At 70.0% G+C, this 21,426-nt stretch carries 19 protein-coding genes and 1 pseudogene; 7 read left to right on the top strand and 13 right to left on the bottom strand.

Features of this window, described 5'->3' with window-relative positions; all coding sequences use genetic code 11:
- Positions 1-151: 151 nt before the first annotated feature.
- The 4 genes from ACFWQG_RS17980 to ACFWQG_RS17965 all read right to left on the bottom strand — a co-directional run bounded on the left by ACFWQG_RS17980 (position 152) and on the right by ACFWQG_RS17965 (position 5,232).
- The gene (locus tag ACFWQG_RS17980) at positions 152-1,123 is read right to left on the bottom strand and encodes a hypothetical protein (protein ID WP_378509093.1); all 972 of its coding nucleotides are present in this window, start codon (positions 1,121-1,123) and stop codon (positions 152-154) included.
- Positions 1,124-1,368: 245 nt separating this feature from the next.
- The gene (locus ACFWQG_RS17975; RefSeq protein ID WP_378509003.1) at positions 1,369-2,820 is read right to left on the bottom strand and encodes a flavin-containing monooxygenase; all 1,452 of its coding nucleotides are present in this window, start codon (positions 2,818-2,820) and stop codon (positions 1,369-1,371) included.
- Positions 2,821-2,949: 129 nt separating this feature from the next.
- On the bottom strand, positions 2,950-4,065 hold the full coding sequence (gene serC, locus ACFWQG_RS17970) for a phosphoserine transaminase (RefSeq protein WP_378509002.1): 1,116 nt from the start codon (positions 4,063-4,065) through the stop codon (positions 2,950-2,952).
- 42 nt (positions 4,066-4,107) lie between these two features.
- Positions 4,108-5,232 (bottom strand): citrate synthase 2, encoded by a 1,125-nt coding sequence (locus ACFWQG_RS17965; RefSeq protein ID WP_378509001.1) that lies wholly within the window; start codon positions 5,230-5,232, stop codon positions 4,108-4,110.
- A 176-nt stretch (positions 5,233-5,408) separates the two neighbouring features.
- Between ACFWQG_RS17965 and pdxH the strand changes: the two genes are divergently transcribed.
- The 6 genes and pseudogenes from pdxH to ACFWQG_RS17935 all read left to right on the top strand — a co-directional run bounded on the left by pdxH (position 5,409) and on the right by ACFWQG_RS17935 (position 10,555).
- Positions 5,409-6,110, top strand: coding sequence for a pyridoxamine 5'-phosphate oxidase (gene pdxH, locus ACFWQG_RS17960; protein ID WP_378509000.1), 702 nt, complete (start codon positions 5,409-5,411; stop codon positions 6,108-6,110).
- Positions 6,107-7,393 carry an MFS transporter gene (locus ACFWQG_RS17955; protein ID WP_378508999.1) on the top strand — a complete coding sequence of 429 codons (1,287 nt, stop codon included), beginning with the start codon at positions 6,107-6,109 and terminating at the stop codon, positions 7,391-7,393. The genes pdxH and ACFWQG_RS17955 overlap by 4 nt, the downstream gene beginning before the upstream one ends.
- Positions 7,394-7,470: 77 nt before the next feature.
- On the top strand, positions 7,471-8,382 hold the full coding sequence (locus tag ACFWQG_RS17950; RefSeq protein ID WP_378508998.1) for an aldose 1-epimerase family protein: 912 nt from the start codon (positions 7,471-7,473) through the stop codon (positions 8,380-8,382).
- A 146-nt stretch (positions 8,383-8,528) separates the two neighbouring features.
- Entirely contained in the window at positions 8,529-9,827 is a 1,299-nt protein-coding gene (locus ACFWQG_RS17945; protein ID WP_378508997.1) for a citrate synthase, read from the top strand.
- Positions 9,828-9,829: 2 nt separating this feature from the next.
- Positions 9,830-10,186, top strand: a pseudogene (locus ACFWQG_RS17940) (FKBP-type peptidyl-prolyl cis-trans isomerase); the annotation flags it as partial.
- The gene (locus ACFWQG_RS17935) at positions 10,175-10,555 is read left to right on the top strand and encodes an FKBP-type peptidyl-prolyl cis-trans isomerase (RefSeq protein ID WP_378509092.1); all 381 of its coding nucleotides are present in this window, start codon (positions 10,175-10,177) and stop codon (positions 10,553-10,555) included. The pseudogene ACFWQG_RS17940 and the gene ACFWQG_RS17935, both read left to right, overlap by 12 nt.
- 168 nt (positions 10,556-10,723) lie before the next feature.
- Here the strand turns inward: ACFWQG_RS17935 and ACFWQG_RS17930 are convergent, their stop codons facing one another.
- The 4 genes from ACFWQG_RS17930 to ACFWQG_RS17915 all read right to left on the bottom strand — a co-directional run bounded on the left by ACFWQG_RS17930 (position 10,724) and on the right by ACFWQG_RS17915 (position 15,998).
- Positions 10,724-12,043 (bottom strand): sensor histidine kinase, encoded by a 1,320-nt coding sequence (locus ACFWQG_RS17930; protein ID WP_378508996.1) that lies wholly within the window; start codon positions 12,041-12,043, stop codon positions 10,724-10,726.
- Positions 12,044-12,049: 6 nt separating this feature from the next.
- A complete protein-coding gene (locus tag ACFWQG_RS17925; protein ID WP_378508995.1) occupies positions 12,050-12,769 on the bottom strand; it encodes a response regulator transcription factor in 720 nt (239 codons plus the stop codon).
- Between the two features lie 43 nt (positions 12,770-12,812).
- Positions 12,813-14,714 (bottom strand): propionyl-CoA synthetase, encoded by a 1,902-nt coding sequence (locus ACFWQG_RS17920; protein ID WP_378508994.1) that lies wholly within the window; start codon positions 14,712-14,714, stop codon positions 12,813-12,815.
- A 126-nt stretch (positions 14,715-14,840) separates the two neighbouring features.
- Positions 14,841-15,998, bottom strand: coding sequence for a hypothetical protein (locus ACFWQG_RS17915; protein WP_378508993.1), 1,158 nt, complete (start codon positions 15,996-15,998; stop codon positions 14,841-14,843).
- A gap of 55 nt (positions 15,999-16,053) precedes the next feature.
- Between ACFWQG_RS17915 and ACFWQG_RS17910 the strand changes: the two genes are divergently transcribed.
- Positions 16,054-16,728 (top strand): GPP34 family phosphoprotein, encoded by a 675-nt coding sequence (locus tag ACFWQG_RS17910; RefSeq protein WP_378508992.1) that lies wholly within the window; start codon positions 16,054-16,056, stop codon positions 16,726-16,728.
- A gap of 48 nt (positions 16,729-16,776) precedes the next feature.
- Here ACFWQG_RS17910 and ACFWQG_RS17905 read toward each other — a convergent pair whose 3' ends face one another.
- From ACFWQG_RS17905 to ACFWQG_RS17885, 5 genes are read right to left on the bottom strand one after another with little or no spacing between them, the layout of a single operon-like run.
- Positions 16,777-18,273 (bottom strand): carboxyl transferase domain-containing protein, encoded by a 1,497-nt coding sequence (locus ACFWQG_RS17905; RefSeq protein ID WP_378508991.1) that lies wholly within the window; start codon positions 18,271-18,273, stop codon positions 16,777-16,779.
- Positions 18,274-18,297: 24 nt separating this feature from the next.
- Positions 18,298-19,518 (bottom strand): ABC transporter permease, encoded by a 1,221-nt coding sequence (locus tag ACFWQG_RS17900; protein ID WP_378508990.1) that lies wholly within the window; start codon positions 19,516-19,518, stop codon positions 18,298-18,300.
- Complete coding sequence (locus ACFWQG_RS17895) at positions 19,515-20,414, bottom strand: ABC transporter ATP-binding protein (RefSeq protein ID WP_378508989.1); 900 nt, start codon at positions 20,412-20,414, stop codon at positions 19,515-19,517. Before ACFWQG_RS17895 ends, ACFWQG_RS17900 begins: the two co-directional genes overlap by 4 nt.
- On the bottom strand, positions 20,411-20,998 hold the full coding sequence (locus ACFWQG_RS17890; RefSeq protein WP_378508988.1) for a hypothetical protein: 588 nt from the start codon (positions 20,996-20,998) through the stop codon (positions 20,411-20,413). Before ACFWQG_RS17890 ends, ACFWQG_RS17895 begins: the two co-directional genes overlap by 4 nt.
- Entirely contained in the window at positions 20,988-21,278 is a 291-nt protein-coding gene (locus tag ACFWQG_RS17885) for a helix-turn-helix transcriptional regulator (RefSeq protein ID WP_378508987.1), read from the bottom strand. The genes ACFWQG_RS17890 and ACFWQG_RS17885 overlap by 11 nt, the downstream gene beginning before the upstream one ends.
- Positions 21,279-21,426: the final 148 nt, after the last annotated feature.

Here is a 21,426-nt window from a genome sequence, read left to right as displayed (position 1 = left end):
CCGCCGCTGACCGAATGTGGGATTCGGTCACTTGGTGTGACCCAATCCCACATTCGGTCAGCGGTCGGGAGCGGAGTGCCACCGGTCGGGAGCGGAGTGCCACCGGTCGGGAGCGGAGCCGGGAGGGAACAGCACGGGGGCGACGGCCCGTTCAGGCGGTGGGAGCCTTCTTCGGCCGGAGGCGGACATTCGGCCGGGGTCTCGACCGGGCCAAGTCATAGTTTTCCCGTAGCTGCTGAAGGACCAGGGCCGGCTTCTCGCTGATTGCTCGGGGCAGGTGGGTGAGCACGATGATCCCGTGGCTCTGCATTCGGGCCCGCCGCTCGAGGGTGCGTTCATGATCGAAGGTCGTGTAGTGATGCTTGATCGAGTCGATCTCCCACACCATCGCCACGTCGTCGATCCACCCATCGGGGGAGGCGATGAATTCGCCGGACGCGGTCTCGACCGCCCGGTTGTGCTTCATGGTGGGGAGTCCGCTCCGGGCGTAGAGCTGCTGCGCATCGATTTCGGCGACGGAGTGTGCGTCGGCTCCCAGTTCCCGGAGCACTGACCGGGGCAGCGCCGTGCCGCGGCAGGATCCTTCGGCGAGTTCGATCGCCAATTCGTCGACCGTCGTGCCCCCGGTCTGGATAGCGTCCGCGAGCAGCGCGCGACAGTCGTTCGTTACGCGAGTACGCCGCGCTGCGTCGAGGACGGCCCTCGTGATCGGCGCGCACCGAAGCGTCCCGCGGATCACGGGTTCCGGCATGCGCCACGTCCGTTCGACACGGACGAAGGCATTCGACTGCCGATAGTGGTCGGCGGGGATCAGCAGCAGGACATCGCTCATCGATGCCGACCGCTGGTATCCGTGTGCTGCGAGCGCCGCGTGTGCGGTCAGCATGCTGTCGCGCCCGCCATACATCAGCGCCGCGGTGTTGCGCTGAAGTCTCGTGGGAGAACTGTTGTGCAGAAGGATGATCCCCGGCAGCAGGCGCTGCCAGCGCCCGCCCGGCCTGCAGCGGCCGGTGATGGTGCCCGGCGACACCCCAAGTGCGCGCAGGTGCGACGTGCGGATGACTCCGTTCCTGCTGTGTGAGGTCAGGAATTCGACGTCGGTGGCCCACTCTCCGCGCTTCATGCAGACATCGTCGGTGGCGGTCACGTCCCCGAGGCCGGTCCGACCCGCGATATTCCGGGACCTGTGGACGGTTGCGCGCCCTGTGGATAACCGGTCGCGACGGCCCTGGCGACCCGCTCCTCCCCGACCGAATGTGGGATTCGGTCACTTGATGTGACCGAATCCCACATTCGGTCAGGGAGGGGGAGGGGGAGGGGGAGGGGGTGGGGTGCGGTCAGGGAGGGGTGTGGAGGGGGTGCGGTCGGTCAGCTGAACTGCATGACGCCGTCGTCCAGGGTGCGGTGCCGCAGGGTGACGAGGTCGTGGACATAGCTCATGCCGAGCTGCCAGGGTGCCCGGGAGCCGGACCGGGGGAACCGGTCGACCGAGCGCTGCACGTAGCCTGCCTCGAAGTCGAGCAGTGGCCGGGTGGTGAGCGTCGGGTCGTCGTTGACCGGAACACACACCGTCTCGCCGTTGGCGTCCATCCGGGTGAGCAGGCGGCAGAAGTACTCCGCGACCAGATCGGCCTTGAGCGTCCATGAGGCGTTGGTGTAGCCGATGGTGAACACAAAGTTCGGGACGCCGCTGAGCATCATTCCCTTGTAGGCCAACGTGTCCGGGAGCGACACCGGTTCCCCGTCGAGGCACAGTTCGGCGCCGCCGAAGATCAGCAGGTTCAGCCCGGTCGCGGTGACGACGATGTCGGCGTCGAGTTCCTCGCCGGACTCCAGCGCCAGACCGCGCTCGGTAAACGTGGCGATCCGGCCGGTGACGATGGACGCCGTGCCGCGGCGGATCGCGCGGAACAGGTCGCCGTCCGGTACCAGGCACATGCGCTGGTCCCACGGGTCGTAGCGGGGGGTGAAGTGGGTGTCGATGTCGTAGCCCGCGGGCAGCTGCCGCTGCTGCGCCTTGCGGAGATACGTCTTGACGACTCCGGGAAGCCGTTGGCTCAGCTGATAGGTGACCGTGGAGAACGCGACGTTCTTCCAGCGGGTGATCGGGTAGGAGATCCGGTCGCCGAGCACCCGTCGCAGGGTGTTGGCGATGGGATCCTTCGCGGGCAGGGCCGCGATGTAGGTGGGCGAACGCTGCAGCATCGTGACGTGACCGGCGTCGGCGGCCATCGACGGGACCAGGGTGACCGCGGTGGCGCCGCTGCCGATGACGACGACCTTCTTGCCGGTGTGGTCGAGGTCCGCCGGCCAGTGCTGCGGGTGCACGATCCGTCCGCCGAAGCGGTCGGTGCCCTCGAATGCCGGGGTGAAGCCCTCGTCGTAGCGGTAGTAGCCGGTGCAGGCGTACAGGAAGCGGGCGGTGAGGGTGACGGTCTCGCCGTCGTGCTCGGCGTCCACCGTCCACAGCTGATCGCTGCTCGACCAGTCCGCCCGGATCATGCGGTGCCCGAATCGGATTCGATTCTCGATGCCCGCCTCGGCTGCGGTGTCGCGGACGTACTGCAGGATGGCGGGTCCGTCGGCGATGGACTTCTCGTCGGTCCACGGGCGGAACCGGTAGCCGAGCGTCTGCATGTCGGAGTCGGAGCGGATCCCGGGGTACCGGAACAGGTCCCAGGTGCCGCCGATCGCGTCCCTGGCCTCGAGGATCGTGTAGGTGCGGCCCGGGAACGCGTCCTGGAGATGGTGGGCCGCGCCGATGCCGGACAGTCCGGCGCCGATGATCAGGACGTCCACGTCCGGCCGTGTCCTGCTCATGACTGACCTCCGGTGTGCTGCGGATGTGTGTGAAGGACGGTACCACTCACATTCGGTCCGTGAACGCGAACAGCCCCCGGCTGGGAGTCGGGGGCTGTTCGCGTGGTCATGACGCCGTGGTGACGGAACTCAGAGCTGAGCGACGACCCAGTCGATGGACTTGGTCAGCTGGCTGATGTCCTCGGGGTCGATCGCCGGGAACATGCCGATGCGCAGCTGGTTGCGCCCCAGCTTGCGGTACGGCTCGGTGTCGACGATCCCGTTGGCGCGCAGGATCTTCGCGACCGCCGCGGCATCCACATCGTCGTTGAAGTCGATCGTGCCGACGACCTGCGAGCGCAGCGCCGGATCCGTCACAAACGGGGTGGCGAACGCGGACGCCTCGGCCCACTCGTACAGCCGCGACGACGAGTCCTTGGTGCGGGCGGTGGTCCACTCCAGACCGCCGTTGCCGTTCATCCACTCGATCTGGTTGGCGAGCATCAGCAGCGTCGCCAGCGCGGGGGTGTTGTAGGTCTGGTCCTTGAGGGAGTTGTCGACCGCGATCGGCAGCGACAGGAATTCCGGGGTCCAGCGACCCGAGTCCTTGATCTCCGCGACCCGCTCAAGCGCCTTCGGGCTCATCAGCGCGATCCACAGGCCGCCGTCCGCGGCGAAGGACTTCTGCGGGGCGAAGTAGTAGACGTCGGCGTCGGTGATGGTCACCGGCAGCCCGCCCGCACCGGAGGTGGCGTCGATCGCGATCAGCGCGTTCTCCGATCCCGCGAGGCGGGACACCGGCACCGCGACACCGGTCGAGGTCTCGTTGTGCGCCCACCCGATCAGGTCGACCGAGCCGTCGGCCACGAGCTCCGGTGCGCTGCCCGGATCGGACGAGACGACGACCGGGTCACCGATGAACGGGTTGCCCTTGGCCACCGACGCGAACTTCGACGAGAACTCGCCGTAGGTGAAGTGCTGCGATCGCTCCCGGATCAGGCCGAACGCGGCGGCGTCCCAGAACGCCGTCGAGCCGCCGTTACCGAGGATGACCTCGTAGCCCTCGGGCAACGAGAACAGGTCGCGGAGGCCGGAACGGACCCGACCCACGACGTCCTTGACCGGCTTCTGACGGTGGCTGGTGCCGAACACGGAGGCGCCGACGTCGACGAGCGACTGCAGCTGCTCGGGGCGGACCTTCGAGGGGCCGCAGCCGAAGCGGCCGTCGACGGGCTTGAGGTCGGCGGGGATGATCGGGGTGCTCATCAGCGATGTGTCCTTACTGCGTTGGGTGACGAGGCGGGAAGGTTAGCGGGCGACCTTGTCCCAGCCGGCGACGGACTCGGGGGTGCGGGGTTCCGGTCCGGTGTAGATGGCGGCGGGCCGGACCAGCTTGCCGAGACGCTTCTGCTCAAGGATGTGCGCGCACCAGCCCGCCGTGCGGCCGCAGGTGAACATCGCGGGCATCATCGCGGCCGGGACGTCGGCGAAGTCGAGGATGACCGCGGCCCAGAACTCGACGTTGGTCTCGATCGCGCGGTCGGGGCGACGCTCACGCAGCTCGGCGAGCGCGGCCTGCTCGAGCGCGGCAGCGACCTCGTAGCGCGGCGCATTCAGCCGCTTGGCGGTGTTGCGCAGCACCCGGGCCCGGGGGTCCTCCGCGCGGTACACGCGGTGACCGAAGCCCATCAGCTTCTCCTTGCGGTCGAGGATGCCCTTGACCAGTGCGCGGGCGTCGCCGGTGCGCTCGGTCTCCTCGATCATCGGCAACACGCGGGCGGGGGCGCCGCCGTGCAGCGGGCCGGACATCGCGCCGACCGCACCGGACAGCGAGGCGGCGACGTCGGCGCCGGTGGACGCGATGACGCGGGCGGTGAAGGTGGAGGCGTTCATGCCGTGTTCGGCGGCCGAGACCCAGTAGGCGTCGATCGCGGCGACGTGCGCCGGATCCGGCTCGCCCTTCCAGCGGATCATGAACCGCTCGGTGACGGTCCGGGCCTCGTCGATCCGCTGCTGCGGGACGGCGGGCTGGTAGATGCCGCGCGCGGACTGCGCGACATAGGACAGGGCCATGACGGCGGCGCGGGCGAGGTTCTCGCGGGCGGTGGCGTCGTCGATGTCGAGCAGCGGCTCGAAGCCCCAGATCGGGGCGAGCATCGCCAGGCCGGCCTGCACGTCGACGCGGACGTCGCCGGTGTGGATGGGGAGCGGGAACGGTTCGGCAGGGGGCAGGCCCTTGCCGAACTCGCCGTCGACGAGCAGCGCCCAGACGTCACCGAACGTCACGCCCTGCTCGACGAGGTCCTCGATGTCGACGCCGCGGTAGCGCAGCGCGCCACCGTCCTTGTCGGGTTCGGCGATGTCACTGGTGAAGGCGACGACGCCCTCGAGCCCTGCGACGAAATCCTCGGGTACTGCCGCGCTGGATGCCATTTCTCGTGGATTCTCCTCGTCTTCAGTGCCGCCGGTCCGGGCCGCACAAAGCCATCACCGCCGGGCGGGGTGTGCGTGCCGGGTGTGCAGCACGTGTCGCCGCGGTCACCGATGAACTCTAGCCCGTCGGTCCGCCGCCGTTGAGCAGGGCATACCCGGGAGTAACGTGATCGGGTGTGTCGCCCGATGCCGAACCTCCCGCCGCGGAACCCGTCGACCTCGCCGCCATGCGGGTCGCGTACGCGGCGCAGGGCGTGAATTCGCCTGCCCACGAACTGAACCTGGACGTGGCGACCGTCGCCGACGGCTGGTTGCCGCTGCTGCAGCGGTGGATCGATCAGGCGCGGGAGGCGGGGACGCCCGAGCCGAACGCGATGGTGCTGGCGACCGTCGACGCGGACGGCTGCCCGGCGTCGCGGACCGTGCTCTGCAAGGGCGTTTCCGAGGACGGCCTGGTCTTTTACACGAACTATCGGTCGAACAAGGCTCGCCAGCTGGACCGCTCCCCGCACGCGTCGGCGACCTTCGCGTGGACCGCGTTCGCGCACCAGGTCACGGTGCGCGGTGAGGTGACGCGGGTACCGGACGCGGTGACCGAGGAGTACTGGCGGACCCGGCCCCGAGGGTCGCAGCTCGGTGCGTGGGCGTCGGATCAGTCCGCGCCGATCGAGTCGCGGGCGGCGCTCGATGCCCGGCTGGTCGAGGTCACCGAGCGGTTTGCCGACCACGACGAGATCCCGCGACTGCCGGGCTGGGGCGGATTCCTGCTCCGGCCGCGGACCGTCGAGTTCTGGCAGGGCCGGGCCAACCGGATGCACAACCGGGTGCTGGTCACCCGCGCTGGCACCGGCTGGACCGCTGAGCGCCTGCAGCCGTGACGGAACTGCGGAAACGTCGGCTGCTGGCCGACGTCACCCCGCTGCGCGAGCCGCACTACCGCCGACTCTGGGTCTCCGGCATCGTCACGGTGATCGGTGCGCAGCTCAGTGTCGTCGCGGTGCCGCAGCAGGTGTACGAGATCACCCGCAGTTCCGCGTACGTCGGGTTGACCGGCGTGTTCGGGTTGGTGCCGCTGATCGTGTTCGGGCTGTGGGGCGGCGCGCTGGCGGACGCGATGGATCGCCGCCGCCTGATCACGATCACCACGCTCGGGCTGATCGTGACGTCGGTGCTGTTCTGGGCCCAGGCAGCGGCAGGGCTCGACAACGTGTGGCTGGTCCTCGGCCTGTTCGCGCTGCAGCAGGCGTTTTTCGCGGTGAACCAGCCGACCAGGGCGGCGATCATCCCGCGCCTGATCCCCGGCGAGCAGCTTCCCGCCGCGAACTCGCTGAACATGACGGTGGTGCAGTTCGGGGCGATCGCGGGGCCACTGCTCGCCGGGGTGCTGATTCCGTCGGTCGGGCTGGCCAGCCTGTATCTGATCGACTCGATCGCGCTGCTGGCCACGCTGTGGGCGGTGCTGGCACTGCCCGCGCTGCCGCCGCTCGGCGCGACGACGCGGGCGGGGCTGCGGTCGGTGCTCGACGGCTTCGCCTACCTGTCCACGCAGAAGGTGCTGCTCGCATCGTTCGTCGTCGACATCATCGCGATGGTGTTCGGCATGCCGCGGGCGCTGTTCCCGCAGATCGCGCACGAGACGTTCGGTGACCCGGTGTCCGGCGGGGTCGCGCTCGGGCTGCTGTTCGCGGCGATGTCCGCGGGCGCCGTGGTCGGCGGGGTCTTCTCCGGGTGGCTGCCCCGGGTCAGCTACCAGGGTCGCGCTGTGGTGGTGTGCATCGCGCTGTGGGGTGTCGCGATGATCGGCTTCGGGGTTGCCGTCGGACTCGCGGATCCGGACGGCGGACCGTTGCTGCTGTGGATCGCGCTCGCGTTCCTCGCCCTCGGTGGCGCGGTGGACATGATCTCGGCCGCGTTCCGGTCGACGATGCTGCAGCAGGTCGCCCCCGACGACATGCGCGGACGGTTGCAGGGCGTGTTCATCGTGGTCGTCGCGGGTGGCCCGCGGATCGGTGACGTGCTGCACGGCGCCGCCGCGTTCGCGTTCGGGACCGCGGTCGCGGCCGCGGGCGGGGGCGTGCTGGTCGTCGTCGGCGTGGCGATCGCGTGCCTGCTGCTGCCCGCCTTCCTGCGGTATCGGGTGAAGCGACCGCGGCCCGTGTGAGTCCGCGGTGTCGGATCATGCGTGCCGCCGGCACGAAACCGGTGGCGCGGTCCCGCATTTCATGGACACTGGGGCCCATGCAGTCGCCCGGGTACGAGATCAGGTTCGGTGACCACCGCGCGGAGGTGGTCGCGCGGGGCGCCGGGCTGCGGATGCTCACCCACCGGGATCGGGCGTTGACCGAGACGTGGACCACCCCGGATCCGCCGCTATCCGCGGGCCAGGTCCTTGCGCCGTGGCCGAACCGGATCCGCGACGGCCGGTTCCGCTTCGACGGCGTCGACCATCAGCTGGCCGTGACCGAACCGGCCCGCGAGAACGCCATCCACGGGCTCGTCCGCCGCGACGACTGGCAGCTCGTCGCGCAGTCCGAGCGACGCGTCGAGCAGACCATCCGGATCGGACTGCACAAGGGGTGGCCGTATCCGCTGCAGCTGACCGTCGTGCACGAACTCGGTCCGGACGGACTGACCGTCACCCACACCGCGACCAATGTCGGCGCGACCCCCGCGCCGTTCGGGCTGGGAGTGCACGCCTACCTGCGGGTCGGTGACGTCCCACTCGACGAGTGCACGCTGCGGCTCGCCGCAGGCACCCGGTTGCCGCTGGACCCGGAGCGGCTGCTGCCGAACGGGCCGTCGCGGTCGGTGTACGACACCGACTACGACTTCACCGCGGCCCGGCCCCTCCGCGGGGTCGTCCTCGACGCGCCGTTCAGCTCGATCGTGCCCGACCCGGACGGTCGGGCCCGGCACGAGTTGCTGGCCCCCGACGGGTCCGGTGTCGTGCTGTGGACCGACAACAAGTTCGGGTGGGTTCAGGTGTTCACCGCGGACCCGGCGCAGGGGCACGGCTATCCGGGTCGGGGCCGGGCGCTCGCCGTCGAACCGATGACCTGCCCACCGGACGCGTTCAACTCCGGGATCGACGAGGTGGTGCTGGTGCCCGGCCAGAGCTGGTCGGGCAGCTGGGGCATCGGCGCGATCTAGTCAATCGCCTGGTCAGGACATTTCGTTACGGTGCGGGTCGCGCGAAACCGTGACCCACCCTGGGCGGCTGCGGGCAACTGCGACTAGGTTCTCTAGACGACTGACTATTGCAACTCGCATAGCCTCGAGTTTGAGAGGGATCCTCCGTGCCCGCTGTCGATGACACCACGCCCACACTCAGCTACCCGGGTGGCGCACACTCGATGTCCATTGCCAAAGCAACCGAAGGCAACGACGGCATCGAGCTGGGCAAGCTTCTTTCCGCGACGGGGTACACCACCCTCGATCCGGGATTCGTCAACACCGCCTCCACCAAGTCGGCGATCACGTACATCGACGGTGACCAGGGGATCCTGCGCTACCGCGGGTACCCGATCGAGCAGCTCGCGGAGGGGTCGACCTTCCTCGAGGTCAGCTACCTGCTGATCTACGGTGAGCTGCCGACCGCCGACGAACTGGCTGCCTTCACCACCCGCATCCAGCGGCACACCCTGTTGCACGAGGATCTCAAGCGGTTCTTCGACGGCTTCCCCCGCAACGCGCACCCGATGCCGGTGCTGTCGTCCGCGGTGAACGCGCTGTCCGCGTACTACCAGGATTCCCTCGACCCCGACGATCCGGAGCAGGTGGAACTGTCCACCACCCGGCTGCTGGCGAAGCTGCCGACGATCGCCGCCTACGCGTACAAGAAGTCCGTCGGGCAGCCGTTCCTGTACCCGGACAACTCGCTGTCGCTGGTGGAGAACTTCCTGCGGATGACGTTCGGCTTCCCCGCCGAGCCGTACGCGGTGGACCCGGAGGTCGCCAAGGCGCTCGACATGCTGCTGATCCTGCATGCCGACCACGAGCAGAACTGCTCGACGTCGACGGTGCGGATGGTCGGCTCGTCGGACGCCAACCTGTTCACCTCGGTGTCCGCGGGCATCAACGCGCTGTGGGGCCCGCTGCACGGCGGCGCAAACCAGGCCGTCCTCGAGATGCTCGACGAGATCAAGGCGGGCGGCGGCGACGTCAAGGAGTTCGTCCGCAAGGTCAAGAACAAGGAAGACGGCGTGAAGCTGATGGGCTTCGGGCACCGCGTCTACCGGAACTACGACCCGCGCGCGGCGATCGCCAAGAAGTCGGCGGACACCATCCTCGCCAAGCTCGGCGGCGACGACGAACTGCTCGACATCGCGAAGGCCCTCGAGGAGGCCGCGCTCACCGACGAGTACTTCATCGAGCGCAAGCTGTACCCGAACGTGGACTTTTACACCGGTCTGATCTACCGCGCGATGGGCTTCCCGACGCGCATGTTCACCGTCCTGTTCGCGATGGGCCGGCTGCCCGGCTGGATCGCGCACTGGCGGGAAATGCACGAGGATCCGGCCACCAAGATCGGCCGTCCGCGGCAGATCTACACGGGCTACACCGAACGCAACTACGTCGAGCTGGGGAACCGCTGACCATGAGCAATGCACCCGAAATTGAGCCCTGGGACGGCCCGGCACCGACCGAGCTGGTCATCGAGGACATCACCGTCGGCGACGGCGCCGAGGCGACGCCCGGCGCGAAGGTCGAGGTCAACTACCACGGTGTCGAACTCGACAGCGGCGAGGTCTTCGACTCCTCGTTCCTGCGCGGCGAGTCGATCACGTTCCCGCTCGCCGGCCTGATCGCCGGCTGGCAGGAGGGCATCCCCGGCATGAAGGTCGGTGGCCGCCGCAAGCTGGTCATCCCGCCGGAGCTGGCGTACGGCCCGGCCGGGTCCGGTCATCAGCTGTCCGGTCGGACGCTGATCTTCGTGATCGACCTGCTCGGTGTCGTCGTCCCGCCGCCGGTCCCCGAGGTGGAGCCCGCGTCCGGCCCGGCGCCGACCGAGCTGGTCGTCGAGGACATCACCGTCGGTGACGGGCCCGAGGCGCAGCGTGGCGGCGTCGTCGACGTGCACTACCACGGCGTCGAGTACGACACGAACGCCGTGTTCGACTCCTCCTTCCAGCGGGGCGACTCGGTGAAGTTCCCGCTCGGGCGCCTGATCCCGGGCTGGCAGGAGGGCATCCCCGGCATGAAGGTCGGCGGCCGCCGCAAGCTGACCGTGCCGCCGGAGCTGGCCTACGGTCCCGCCGGGTCCGGCCATCAGCTGTCGGGCAAGACGCTGGTCTTCATCATCGACCTGCTCGGCACCAACTAGATCCACCCGCACGGGGGCCCCGAGTCGCGAACGCGACGCGGGGCCCCCGTCGTCTCCGGCCCCGTCCACCCGTGTCCGTTGAATGGGGGTTCATGTGCGAGTTCGGGCTTGCGGATGACGCATGAACCCCCATTCAATGCTTGTCGGGCGGGGGAGTGGGGGTGGGAGTCAGGGGCGGGCCGGGAACTCGAACACCAGCCGGGCCCCGCCGAGCGCGCCGTCCTCGAACCAGGCTCGGCCACCGTGCAATTGGGCCTGCTGCTCCACCAGCGCCAGGCCGAGCCCCGAGCCGCTCGCGGTGGCGGCGGCGCCGCGCCGGAACCGCTCGAAGACGACCTCGCGTTCCGCCTCGGGGAGGCCGCGGCCGTTGTCGTCGACGGTCAACCGGACGGTGCCGTCGCCGTCCCGGTGCACCGCGAGCACCACGTCGGTGGCCCCGCCGTGCCGCACCGCGTTCGCGATCGCGTTGTCGATGGCCAACCGCATGCCGGCAGGCAGACCGGGGATCACCAGCGACGGGCCCGCCTCGACCCGGACCGTCACGTTCGGGTGCTGCCGTTCGGCGTCGTGAGCGGCGGCATCGCACAGCTCGACGAGGTCGGTGGGAACGTGGTCGCGGTCGCTGGACAGTTCACCGGAGGCGAGCCGCTCGAGTGCGGACAGGGTGGACTCCACCCTGCCCTGGGTCCGCTCCAGGTCGCCGAGGATCTCCCGCCGCTGCGACTCGTCGAGCTCCAGGGTGGTCAGCACCTCGATGTCGGTGCGCATCGCGGTCAGCGGGGTCCGCAGCTCGTGCGCGGATGCGGCGGCGAAGTCGCGGGCCGTCTCGAGTGCCGCCTCCGTCCGGTGCTGCGCTTCGGCGATCCGGCCGAGCATCTTCTCGATCGCCATCGCCAGTTCCTCGGCCTCCCGGACACCCGACACCTTCGCGGGTTGCGGTGCGTCCCTGGCGATCTGGTTGGTCAACTTCACGATCGGGCGGACCGCCCGTCCGCCGAACACCCAGCCGAGCCCGGTCGCGGCCGCGATCGCGAACACCCCGGCGATCAGCACCCACTTCCGTTGATCGGTCGTCACGTCCCGGGCCTCGGATGCGGGGACGGCGAGCGACATCAGCATCGGCGAGTGCGGGATCGGGGTGGTGTCGACGCGGTAGTCGGTGCCGTCCACCCGGACCGTCGCGGCGCCCTCATCGAGTGCGGGCATCCGGGTGGGGGTGCTGGCGATCACGTCCCCCGTTCCGGTGGACCGGATGGTGACGGCGAAGGCGCCGCCGTCACCGAACGACGACAGCACCGCCGCCGCGGTCGCGACATTGGGGACCAGCACGCTCGACGCGGTATCCAGCCTGCGGTCCAACTGCGCGATGTTGTTCCGCGAGATCGCGAACGAGGTGAAGATGCCAAGCAACGCGACGATGACGGTGGCGCCGAGCGCGGCGGCAGCGGCGACGCGGGCGCGCAGGGAATACGAGCGGCGGCGGGGCATCGCGGATCAGGCCGGGTCGCGGAGGACGAAGCCGACACCGCGGACCGTCTGCAGGATCCGCGGATGCCCGTGCGCCTCGAGCTTGCGGCGCAGGTACCCGACGAACACGTCGACGACATTGGTGTCGGCGACGAAGTCGTAGCCCCACACCAGCTCCAGCAGCCGCTCCCGGGTCAGCACGACGCCGTGATTGCGGACCAGCACCGCGAGCAGCTCGAATTCCCTTTTGGTGAGGTCAATCTCGTGGCCGCCGAGCACGGCCCGACGCCCGGGCAGGTCCATCACCAGCTGCCCGACGGTGAGGGTGCCGGGGACGCTGCCGGGCGATTCCGCGGGGGCGACCGGGGCGGCGCGCCGACGCAGCATCGCGTTGATCCGGGCGACCAGTTCCGCGAGGACGAACGGCTTGACGAGGTAGTCGTCGGCACCGGCCTCAAGTCCGGCCACCCGATCGTCCACCGAGGCGCGCGCGCTGAGCACACAGATCGGGATGTCGTTGCCCATCGCCCGCAGCGCCGTCACGACGCTGGCGCCGTCGAGGACCGGCATGTTCATGTCCAGCACCACCGCGTCCGGCGAACGATCCGCGACAACGGCGAGGGCCTTCGCCCCGTCGGTGGCGGTGAGGATGGTGAACCCGGACAGCCGAAGTCCCCGACGCAGCGAGGCGAGCACGTCCTCGTCGTCGTCGACCACCAGGACGGTTGCGGATGAGGTCTCGGTCACCCCGCCATTGTGCCTGCAGGCGGCGGGCTGGCTGTGCCGGTCGTCACTGACCGGGACCGAGCAGCCGCGCGAGGGCGTCGAGGACGGCGGGGTCCTCGATCGTCGACGGCATGGTGTAGTCCTCGTGGTCGGCGATCTGCCGCATGGTCTTGCGGAGGATCTTGCCGGAGCGCGTCTTCGGCAGCGCCTGCACGACCGTCACGTCGCGGAACGTGGCGACCGCGCCGATCTGGTCGCGGACCATCGCGACGAGGTCCTTGCGCAGCACCTCGTGGTCGATGTCGGCGCCCGCCTTGAGCACCACGTAGCCGCTGGGCCGCTGACCCTTGAGGTCGTCCTTGATCCCGACGACCGCGCACTCCGCGACCGCCGCGTGCTGCGCAACAACGGCTTCCATCGCGCCGGTGGAGAGGCGGTGCCCGGCGACGTTGATCACGTCGTCGGAGCGGCCGAGGACGAAGACGTAGCCGTCGGCGTCGATGTAGCCGGAGTCGCCGGTCAGGTAGTACCCCGCGAACGTCGACAGGTACGACTTGACGTAGCGCTCCTCGTCGCGCCACAGCCCGGCCAGGGTGCCGGGGGGCAGCGGCAGCCCGATCACGATGTTGCCCTCGGTCCCCGGCTCGACCTCGGTGCCCTCGCCGTCGACGATCTGCACCCGGTAGCCGGGCACCGACACCGTCGGGGAGCCCGCCTTGATCGGCATCGGCTCGAGCCCGCGCAGGTTCGCGCAGATCGCCCAGCCGGTCTCGGTCTGCCACCAGTGGTCGATCACCGGCATGCCGAGCTTCGCGGTCGCCCACTCGTAGGTGTCGGGGTCGAGCCGCTCCCCGGCCGCGAACAGCGTCACCAGGCTGGAGACGTCGTACTTGGCGAGCTCGGCGGCGTCCGGGTCCTCCTTGCGGATCGCCCGGATCGCGGTCGGCGCGGTGAACAGGGCCCGCACCCGATGCTGCTCGACGACCCGCCAGAAGGCGCCCGCGTCGGGGGTGCCGACCGGCTTGCCCTCGTAGACGATCGTGGTCGCGCCGACCAGCAGCGGCGCGTACACGATGTAGGAGTGCCCGACGACCCAGCCCACATCGGAGGCCGTCCACATCGTCTGGCCCGCGCCGATGTCGTACAGGTTGCGCATCGACCAGGCCAGCGCGACCGCGTGCCCGCCGTTGTCCCGGACCACGCCCTTCGGCTTCCCGGTGGTGCCGGAGGTGTACAGGATGTACAGCGGATCGGTCGCGGCCACCGGCACACAGCCAGCGGGTTCGGCGTCCGCGATCTCGGTGTCCCAGTCCAGCCAGCCGTGGTCGGCGGCCGCGCCGGGGATCTGCTCGCGGTCCTTGACGATGACCGTCGCCGGGGCGTTGTCGGTCAGGCCGAGGGCCCGCGCCACCATCGGCAGGTACTCGATGGTGCGGCCCGGCTCGAGGCCGCCGGACGCGGTGATCAGTGCCGTCGGCTCGGCGTCGTCGATGCGGGCGGCGAGCTCGGCGGCGGCGAACCCGCCGAACACCACCGAGTGCACGGCGCCGATCCGGGCGCAGGCGAGCATCGCGATCGCCGCCTCCGGGATCATCGGCATGTAGATGACGACGCGATCGCCCGCGGTGATGCCCCTGGCGGCGAGGACACCGGCGAACCGGGACACCTCGTCGAGCAGGTCGGCATAGCTGTAGGTGCGGGTGGTGCCGATCATCGCCGAGTCGTAGATCAGTGCGGCCTGCTCGCCGCGCCCCGCGGCGACGTGCCGGTCGAGGGCGTTGAAGCAGGTGTTGAGGGTCGCGTCCGGGTACCAGCGGTACATCGGCGCCGCGGAGTCGTCGAGGGTCTTCGTCGGGGCGCTGACCCAGTCGATCGCCTCGGCGGCCTTCAGCCAGAAGCGCTCCGGATTCTCGACGCTCTCCGCGAACGCGGCGGCGTAGGCCCCGGCCTGCTCGACTGCACTCATCGACTTGTGTCCTCTCGATCGCGGGTGCTGCGCACTACACCCTAGGGGACCACGACGCCCGAACCGGCCGGTCACGCGCGAAAGCACGAAGGAGTCGTCGGGTGGTCGCGAACGGTCGGTGAATGGTCAGTCGTCGCTGCGTGGGAGGAGGCCGTCGAGATCGGAGACGACGTAGGCGGTGTTGCCGCTCTCGGCTTCCGAGTCGACGATCTCGGTCAGCCACGGCAGCGTGACGGGGTCGGTGATCCGCTCGCCCGTGACGAGGTCGTACTGCGCGAAGGTCGGAGCCGCATGCAGGTCGAGTGCGCTGACCGTGGTGCCGGACACCGATGCAATGTTCACGTCCGCGCCGGGAATCGTCCACTCCGACCGTGCCTGCGCAGGCCCGCCGAGCGGCATCGATAGCACCGTCCCGCTCTGGGTGAGCCAGTACAGGCGGTCCCCGACGACGGTCAGGGAGCCGCGGCTCGTCGCGGGTGACTGCCCTGCCAGCTCGACCGGCTCGGCGGTGCGTTCCCCGTCGGCCAGTCGGGTTCGGACCAGCACCAGCCCGCGCTCCCCGCCGTCGGGCGGGGGAGGCGGCCGGTGCAGCGAGAGCAGCGCCGAACCGTCCGCGGTGCAGACCGCCGACGCCGACGCCGCGGAGAAGTCGGGGTCGAGTCGCCAGCGTCCGCGCTCGACCGGCTCGCCGCCCGCCGGCAACTCGACCAGCCGGAACAGCCACCGTCCGTCGGCGTCTGCGAGCTCGCGGCCCTGGGTCAGTGCGACCGCGCGGTCGCCGCATTGCGCGGCGACCTCGACGACGCCGGGCACCGCACCGGTCGTGGCCGTGCCGTCGGTGTCGATCGCGACGTAGGTGCTTTCCCCGCCGCTGTTGAACCAGATCGTGGCCGCACCGTTCGCCGGATCGTTCGCCGCCGCGGTCACCATGTGCTCGTCGATTCCGACTTCGGCGCGGCCAGCGGGGGTCAGGGTCGTCACCGCATCGGCCGAGACCATTGTCAACCGCCCCGCGGACGCCACCGCCTGTGTCGCATAGACATCGTTGCCTTCGAGGCGTCCGACGACGTCCCCGTCCGCGTCGAACAGGAAGGTCAGGGACCGGTTCTGGTTCAGGAGGTCGGTGGTTTCCAGGCCAGCGGGGGTGACCGACACCGCGCCGACCGCGGCCGCGGGCAGCGCGTCGAGGTCGGCCCCGGGATAGTCGCGTGATCCGCAGGCCGCAATCGCGGTCGCGGCGATCACCAGCCCTACTGCCCGAATTGTGGTGCGCACCCTCGCCATGTCGCCGAATCTAGCGTGCGTCCGCGGTGCCCCCGCGGACGTTACGGTGGGAGCCATGACACTGCTCGCCGAGGACCTGCTGCTGCTCCTGCTCGACGACGACACCGGCAAGCCGGTGGTGGACGGGATGGTGCTGCCCCGCGCACTGGCCGGGGCGGTGCTGCTCGAGCTGACGCTCGACGGGGTGGTGGAGCCCGCCGACGGCACCGGCGCGGTGAAGAAGGGGCGGCTGGTGCTGCGGAATCGGACGGCCCCGCTGGATCCGATTCTCGCGCACGCGGTCGCGCAGCTGCGCGGGTCGAAGCCGATGAAGCCGGAGGCGGCGATCGAGAAGCTCGGCACGAACCTGCGGGAGGCGGTGCTGGGGCGGATCGTCGAGCGCGGATGGGTCAGCGAGTCGACGGGCAAGCTGCTCGGCATCTTCCCGACCAAGACGTGGCCGTCGGTCGACGCGACCCACGAGCGGGTGGTGCGCGGCAGGCTCCGGGCCGCCCTGGTCGACGGTGGCGAGCCCGATCCGCGCACCGCGGCGTTGATCGCGTTGCTGTCCGCCGCCGACGCCGTCCCGCGGGTGCTGCCCGACGTCAAGAAGAAGGCGGTCCGGGCGCGCGCCAAGGAGATCGCGCACGGCAATTGGGCCGCCGCGGCCGTCCGCCAGTCCGTCGATGTCGTCAACGCCGCCGTGATCGCGGCGGTGGTCGTACCCGCCGTCGCCGCCGGCGGCTCGTAGTCGCGAGAGCGGTGGATTCCTCCCGGGTCGTGGGGGGATCCGCCGCTGTCAGGCGGGCGGCAGGCCGAGGGTGCGGTAGCGGGCGATGCGCGTCGCGTAGCGGTGCTCCGCGGGAAGCGCGGTGAGGGTGGCGAGTTCGCGGGCGATCGCCTCCCCGACGCGCTTCGAGAATCCGATCGGCTCGTCCGCTGCGTCCGGGAGTTCCGGGATCACCGCGTCGATCACGCCGTCCCGGAGCAGGTCTCGGGACCGGATGCCCTGCGCCTCGGCCATTCTCGGGGCGTGACTGGTGTCGCGGTGCACGATCGCGCTCGCCCCTTCCGGGGGGAGCGGCGCGAGCCATCCGTGCTGTGCGGCGAGCACCCGATCGGCGGGCAGCAGGGCGAGCGCGCCTCCCCCGGTGCCCTGGCCGAGCAGCACCGACACCGTCGGGGTGTCCAGGGTGACGAGATCGGCGAGGCAGCGCGCGATCTCGGGTGCCAACCCCCGTTCCTCCGCCTCCCTGGACAGGGACGCACCGAGGGTGTCGATCACCGACACCAGCGGGATGCCCAGCTCCCCGGCCAGTTTCATCGCCCGACGCGCCTCGCGCAGCGCGCCGGGGCCCATCGTGGTCTCGGGGGACTGGCCGCTGCGGTCCTGCCCGAACAGCACGCACGGCTGCCCCCGGAATCTGGCCAGGGACACCAGCACCGTCGTGTCGGTCTCGCCCTGCCCGGTCCCGGACAGCGGCACCTGTTCGGTCGCCGCGTACCGGAGCAGCTGCCGGATGCCGGGTCGGTCCGCCCGCCGCGACAGCATCACCGACTGCCAGGCGGGAACGTCGGGGAGCTCGGCGCGGGCTGGCCGCTCGTCGACGAAGGGATCCGTCTCCCCGGTCATCACCCGCAGCGCGCGATGCACGAGGTGCCGCAACCATTTTGGCGCGACCACACCGTCGATGACGCCGTTCGCGTACAGATTCTCCGCGGTCTGCACCCCCGCCGGGAACTCCTCCCCGTACAGGGCCCGATAGACGCGGGGGCCGAGGAACCCGACCAGGGCGCCCGGTTCGGCGACGGTGACGTGCCCGAGCGACCCCCACGACGCGAATACCCCGCCGGTGGTCGGGTTGCGTAGATACACCAGGTACGGCAGTCCCGCGGTCTTGTGCACCGTGATCGCGGCGGCAATCTTCACCATCTGCACGAACGCGAGCGTGCCCTCCTGCATCCGGGTCCCGCCCGAGGTCGGGGAGGCCAGCAGCGGCAACCCCTCGGCCGTGGCGCGTTCGACCGCGGTGACGATGCGTTCGGCGGCGGCGACACCGATCGACCCGGCGAGGAACCCGAACTCGCAGGCGATCACCGCGACCCGGCGTCCGCGGACCGTGCCCTCACCGGTGAGCACCGACTCGTCGAGTCCCGTCTTCGCCCGGGCGGCGGCCAGGTCGGCGCGGTAGCCCGCGTCGGCGGCCACCTCGACCGGTGCGGTGTCCCAGGATCGGTAGCTGTCGGCGTCGAGCACCAGGTCGAGCACGTCGGGTGCGGACAGTCGCGCGGGCATGTCCGGAGCCTACTTCGCCGGGGTCTACCGTCCGAACGCTTCCCGCCAGGAGACCGTCTTGCCGACCCGCAGGATCGAGCGCTGATAGATCTTCGCGGCGATGAACGATGCGGCGCCGGTCGCGGCCAGCATGATGACGATGGTTCCGATCACCTGGCCGGGGCTCGCGACCCCCGCCGCGATCCGCAGCGGCATCAGGATCGCGGAGAACGGGGGGATCCAGCTCAGCACGGTGCTCAGTGTGCCGTCGGGGTTGCCGACCGCGGAGAACGCGGCGAAGAACATCGCCATGATCAGCAGCATCAGCGGCATCGCCGTCGAGTTGACGTCCTCCTGCCGGGAGACCATCGACCCGGCCGCCGCGTAGAGCACCGCGAAGAATGCGAACCCGAGAACGAACCAGCCGAGCGTGGACGCGAATACGGCCAGCGCGGTACCGGTGACGGTGATCAGTCCGGTCGCCAGTCCCGCCGTCACACCGGCGATGCCGTAGGCGGTCAGCTGCACCAGGCCGACGGCACCGATCCCGATGATCTTGCCCCACAACAGCTGCAGCGGGCGCAGCGTCGAGAGCAACAGTTCGACGACGCGGCTGGACTTCTCCTCGACCACCCCCATCGCGACGTACATACCGAAACCGAGGATCTGCATGTACAGCAGGGCGATGGCGGTGACGGACAGCACGACGCGCTGCCCCTTCTCCGGGTCGGGGGGATCGATTGGGTCGACGGTGACGACCGCGGCGGCGGTGGCGTCGCCGAGCCGCGCCAGGTCGACACCCTGCTCCTCGAGGGCGCGTTGCTGCGCCTGCCCGGCGACGGCGACGTCGAGGACGGTCCGCAGTCCGGTGTCGAGCTCGGATTCGGTGACCGCGACGGCGGATCCGTCGGCGGCCGCGATCAGCGCGACGTCCAGGTCGCCTGCCGTGACCCGGTCCCGCGCGGTCCGTTCATCGGGGATCGAGGTGACCTCGACCGCGGTCCCGGCCTGATCGCCGGTGGCCTCGAGCAGGGCGCCGAGTGACGGCGCTCCGACGAGACCGATGGTGGCCCGGTCGGGTTCGTCGTCTCCGGAGAAGATCGACACTCCGACGATGCCGCCGACGATGGCGAGCAGGATGACCAGGTTGCTGATCAGGAAGCTCTTCTTGCGCACCTGGGTGTGAAATTCGCGCCGGGCGACCAGGGTGACGGCCCGCGCATTGCCCAGCGACGGGTGTTGGGGAACCTGCGTCGGGGCGCTCATCCGGCGACCACCTCTCGGAACAGTTCGGTCAGGGACGGTCGATGCCGGGAGAATTCGTGCACCGGACCGGTGTTCAGTGCGGCGGCAAGCACGTCCTGGTCGTCGACCCCGGGATCGAGTGCCAGCACCGTGCGCCCGTCGGTGCGGTCGAGCGTGCGGACCCCGGCGAGATGGTCGCTCCACCCGTCGGGTGCTGCCGGGGCGTGCACCAGCAGCTGGGTGCCTGCCCCGCCGCGCAGCTCGTCCACCGTGCCGAGGGCGCGCATCCGGCCGGAGGCGATGATGCCGACCCGGTGGCAGAGGCGCTGCACCAGGTCCAGCTGATGGCTCGAGAAGATAACCGGGACACCGGTGTTCGCCTTCTCGACCAGGGTTTCGCTCATCACGTCGACGGCGACCGGGTCGAGCCCGGAGAAGGGCTCGTCGAGGACCAGCACCGCCGGGTCGTGGACCAGGGCGGCGGCCAGCTGCACGCGCTGCTGGTTGCCGAGGCTGAGGGAGTCGACGGTGTCGCCGAGCCGATGGTCGATGCCGAGGCGTTCGGTCCAGCGGGCGACCGCGGCACGGGCACCGCTGCGGGACAGGCCGTGCAGCTCGGCGAGATAGGTCAGCTGCTCGCCGACCTTCATCTTCGGATACAGTCCCCGCTCCTCGGGCATGTAGCCGATGGTGCGCCGCACGTCGAGGTCCACCGGGCGGCCACCGAGGCTGACGCTTCCCCCATCCGCGGTCAGCACCCCGAGGATGATCCGCATCGTGGTGGTCTTGCCTGCCCCGTTGGAGCCGACGAACCCGAAAATCTCACCGGGATTGACCTCGAAGCTCAGGTCGTCGAGGGCGGTCACGTCCCCGTAGCGTTTCGAGACGTGTTCGATGGCAAGGGTGTTTCCGCTCACGGTGTCTCCTGGCGGTCGTGTGGTGTGCGGTCGTCGGGTGTGCGGTCGAGTTCGCTGTCGGAGTCCGGGTCGGGCCGCGTCCAGGCGAGGATCATGGTCGGTGAGCAGCCCCCAATGAGCAGGCTGGTGAGGGTGAGCAAGCCCCCGGTGTAGGCCATCGTGGTGTGGTCGCCGCCGGTGATCACGCTTCCCACGATCAGGTAGGTGAGCGGAATCGCCATGAACCACTGGGTGACACTCAGTCCGATGGACCGGGCAGCGTTGCGCTGCTGCGCCTCCCACTCGTCGAGCGCACCGGCAGGCGCGTCACCGAGTTGGCCAGCGACGATCGCGATCGAGGTCCAGATCGGGAAGAACAGCAGGCAGGCCGGGATCCAGAGCAGCGGGGCCATGGTGAAGAAGTGGCACAGCACGCCCACCAGGTACATGATCGCGAAGGCGGCGCAGAGGGCGAGCACGAGGAGTCGTCGTCGGTGCCGGGTCCGCCAGTTCGGCAGCATCGTCTGCCACTTCTCCGAGTTCGCGAGGAAGCGTCTCGTCCGGTACGCCTGATACCGCTCGATCAGGGTCGCCTCAGGCGCCACGGCCTTCTCCTTCCGTCGTGTCGCGCCGGTAGTACTCGGCCGACAGCGGGGTGAATTCGGTCCGGGAGAACACCGCCTCGATCGGCAGCGCGAACACCTCGCAGATGCGCAGTGCCAGGTCGAGGCTCGGGTAGTGGTCCACGCGTTCGAGGGCTCCCACGGTCTGGGGGTTGACCTCGATCAGCGTCGCGAGCTGGGCGCGGCTGAGTGAGCGCTCGGCGCGCAGCACCGCAATGCGGTTGAAGATCGGTCGGGCTTCCCCGCGACGCACCGGACTCATGCACTGAAGTGTTGGGAAAACACAACAGCCTGTCAAGTTTTTCCGAAGTTTTCGGGAGAGTCCCCTGGGGTGGTGGGAATCGGGTGAGACCCTGACCTGCAGGATCGGCCGCGTGTCGGTCCCGTAGCAAGGACGGGCCATCGCGTAG

It is taken from the genome of Rhodococcus sp. NPDC058532, from assembly GCF_042719255.1.
Taxonomy (GTDB): Bacteria; Actinomycetota; Actinomycetes; order Mycobacteriales; family Mycobacteriaceae; genus Rhodococcus_G.
This window is presented reverse-complemented; position numbering and strand designations above follow the sequence as displayed.

Excerpts from the sequence above, each read along its gene's own strand:
- ACFWQG_RS17980 (WP_378509093.1), bottom strand. The coding sequence starts at position 1,123 with ATGAAGCGCGGAGAGTGGGCCACCGACGTCGAATTCCTGACCTCACAC.
- ACFWQG_RS17975 (WP_378509003.1), bottom strand. The coding sequence starts at position 2,820 with ATGAGCAGGACACGGCCGGACGTGGACGTCCTGATCATCGGCGCCGGA.
- serC (WP_378509002.1), bottom strand. The coding sequence starts at position 4,065 with ATGAGCACCCCGATCATCCCCGCCGACCTCAAGCCCGTCGACGGCCGC.
- ACFWQG_RS17965 (WP_378509001.1), bottom strand. The coding sequence starts at position 5,232 with ATGGCATCCAGCGCGGCAGTACCCGAGGATTTCGTCGCAGGGCTCGAG.
- ACFWQG_RS17950 (WP_378508998.1), top strand. The coding sequence starts at position 7,471 with ATGCAGTCGCCCGGGTACGAGATCAGGTTCGGTGACCACCGCGCGGAG.
- ACFWQG_RS17930 (WP_378508996.1), bottom strand. The coding sequence starts at position 12,043 with ATGCCCCGCCGCCGCTCGTATTCCCTGCGCGCCCGCGTCGCCGCTGCC.
- ACFWQG_RS17920 (WP_378508994.1), bottom strand. The coding sequence starts at position 14,714 with ATGAGTGCAGTCGAGCAGGCCGGGGCCTACGCCGCCGCGTTCGCGGAG.
- ACFWQG_RS17915 (WP_378508993.1), bottom strand. The coding sequence starts at position 15,998 with ATGGCGAGGGTGCGCACCACAATTCGGGCAGTAGGGCTGGTGATCGCC.
- ACFWQG_RS17910 (WP_378508992.1), top strand. The coding sequence starts at position 16,054 with ATGACACTGCTCGCCGAGGACCTGCTGCTGCTCCTGCTCGACGACGAC.
- ACFWQG_RS17905 (WP_378508991.1), bottom strand. The coding sequence starts at position 18,273 with ATGCCCGCGCGACTGTCCGCACCCGACGTGCTCGACCTGGTGCTCGAC.
- ACFWQG_RS17900 (WP_378508990.1), bottom strand. The coding sequence starts at position 19,518 with ATGAGCGCCCCGACGCAGGTTCCCCAACACCCGTCGCTGGGCAATGCG.
- ACFWQG_RS17885 (WP_378508987.1), bottom strand. The coding sequence starts at position 21,278 with ATGAGTCCGGTGCGTCGCGGGGAAGCCCGACCGATCTTCAACCGCATT.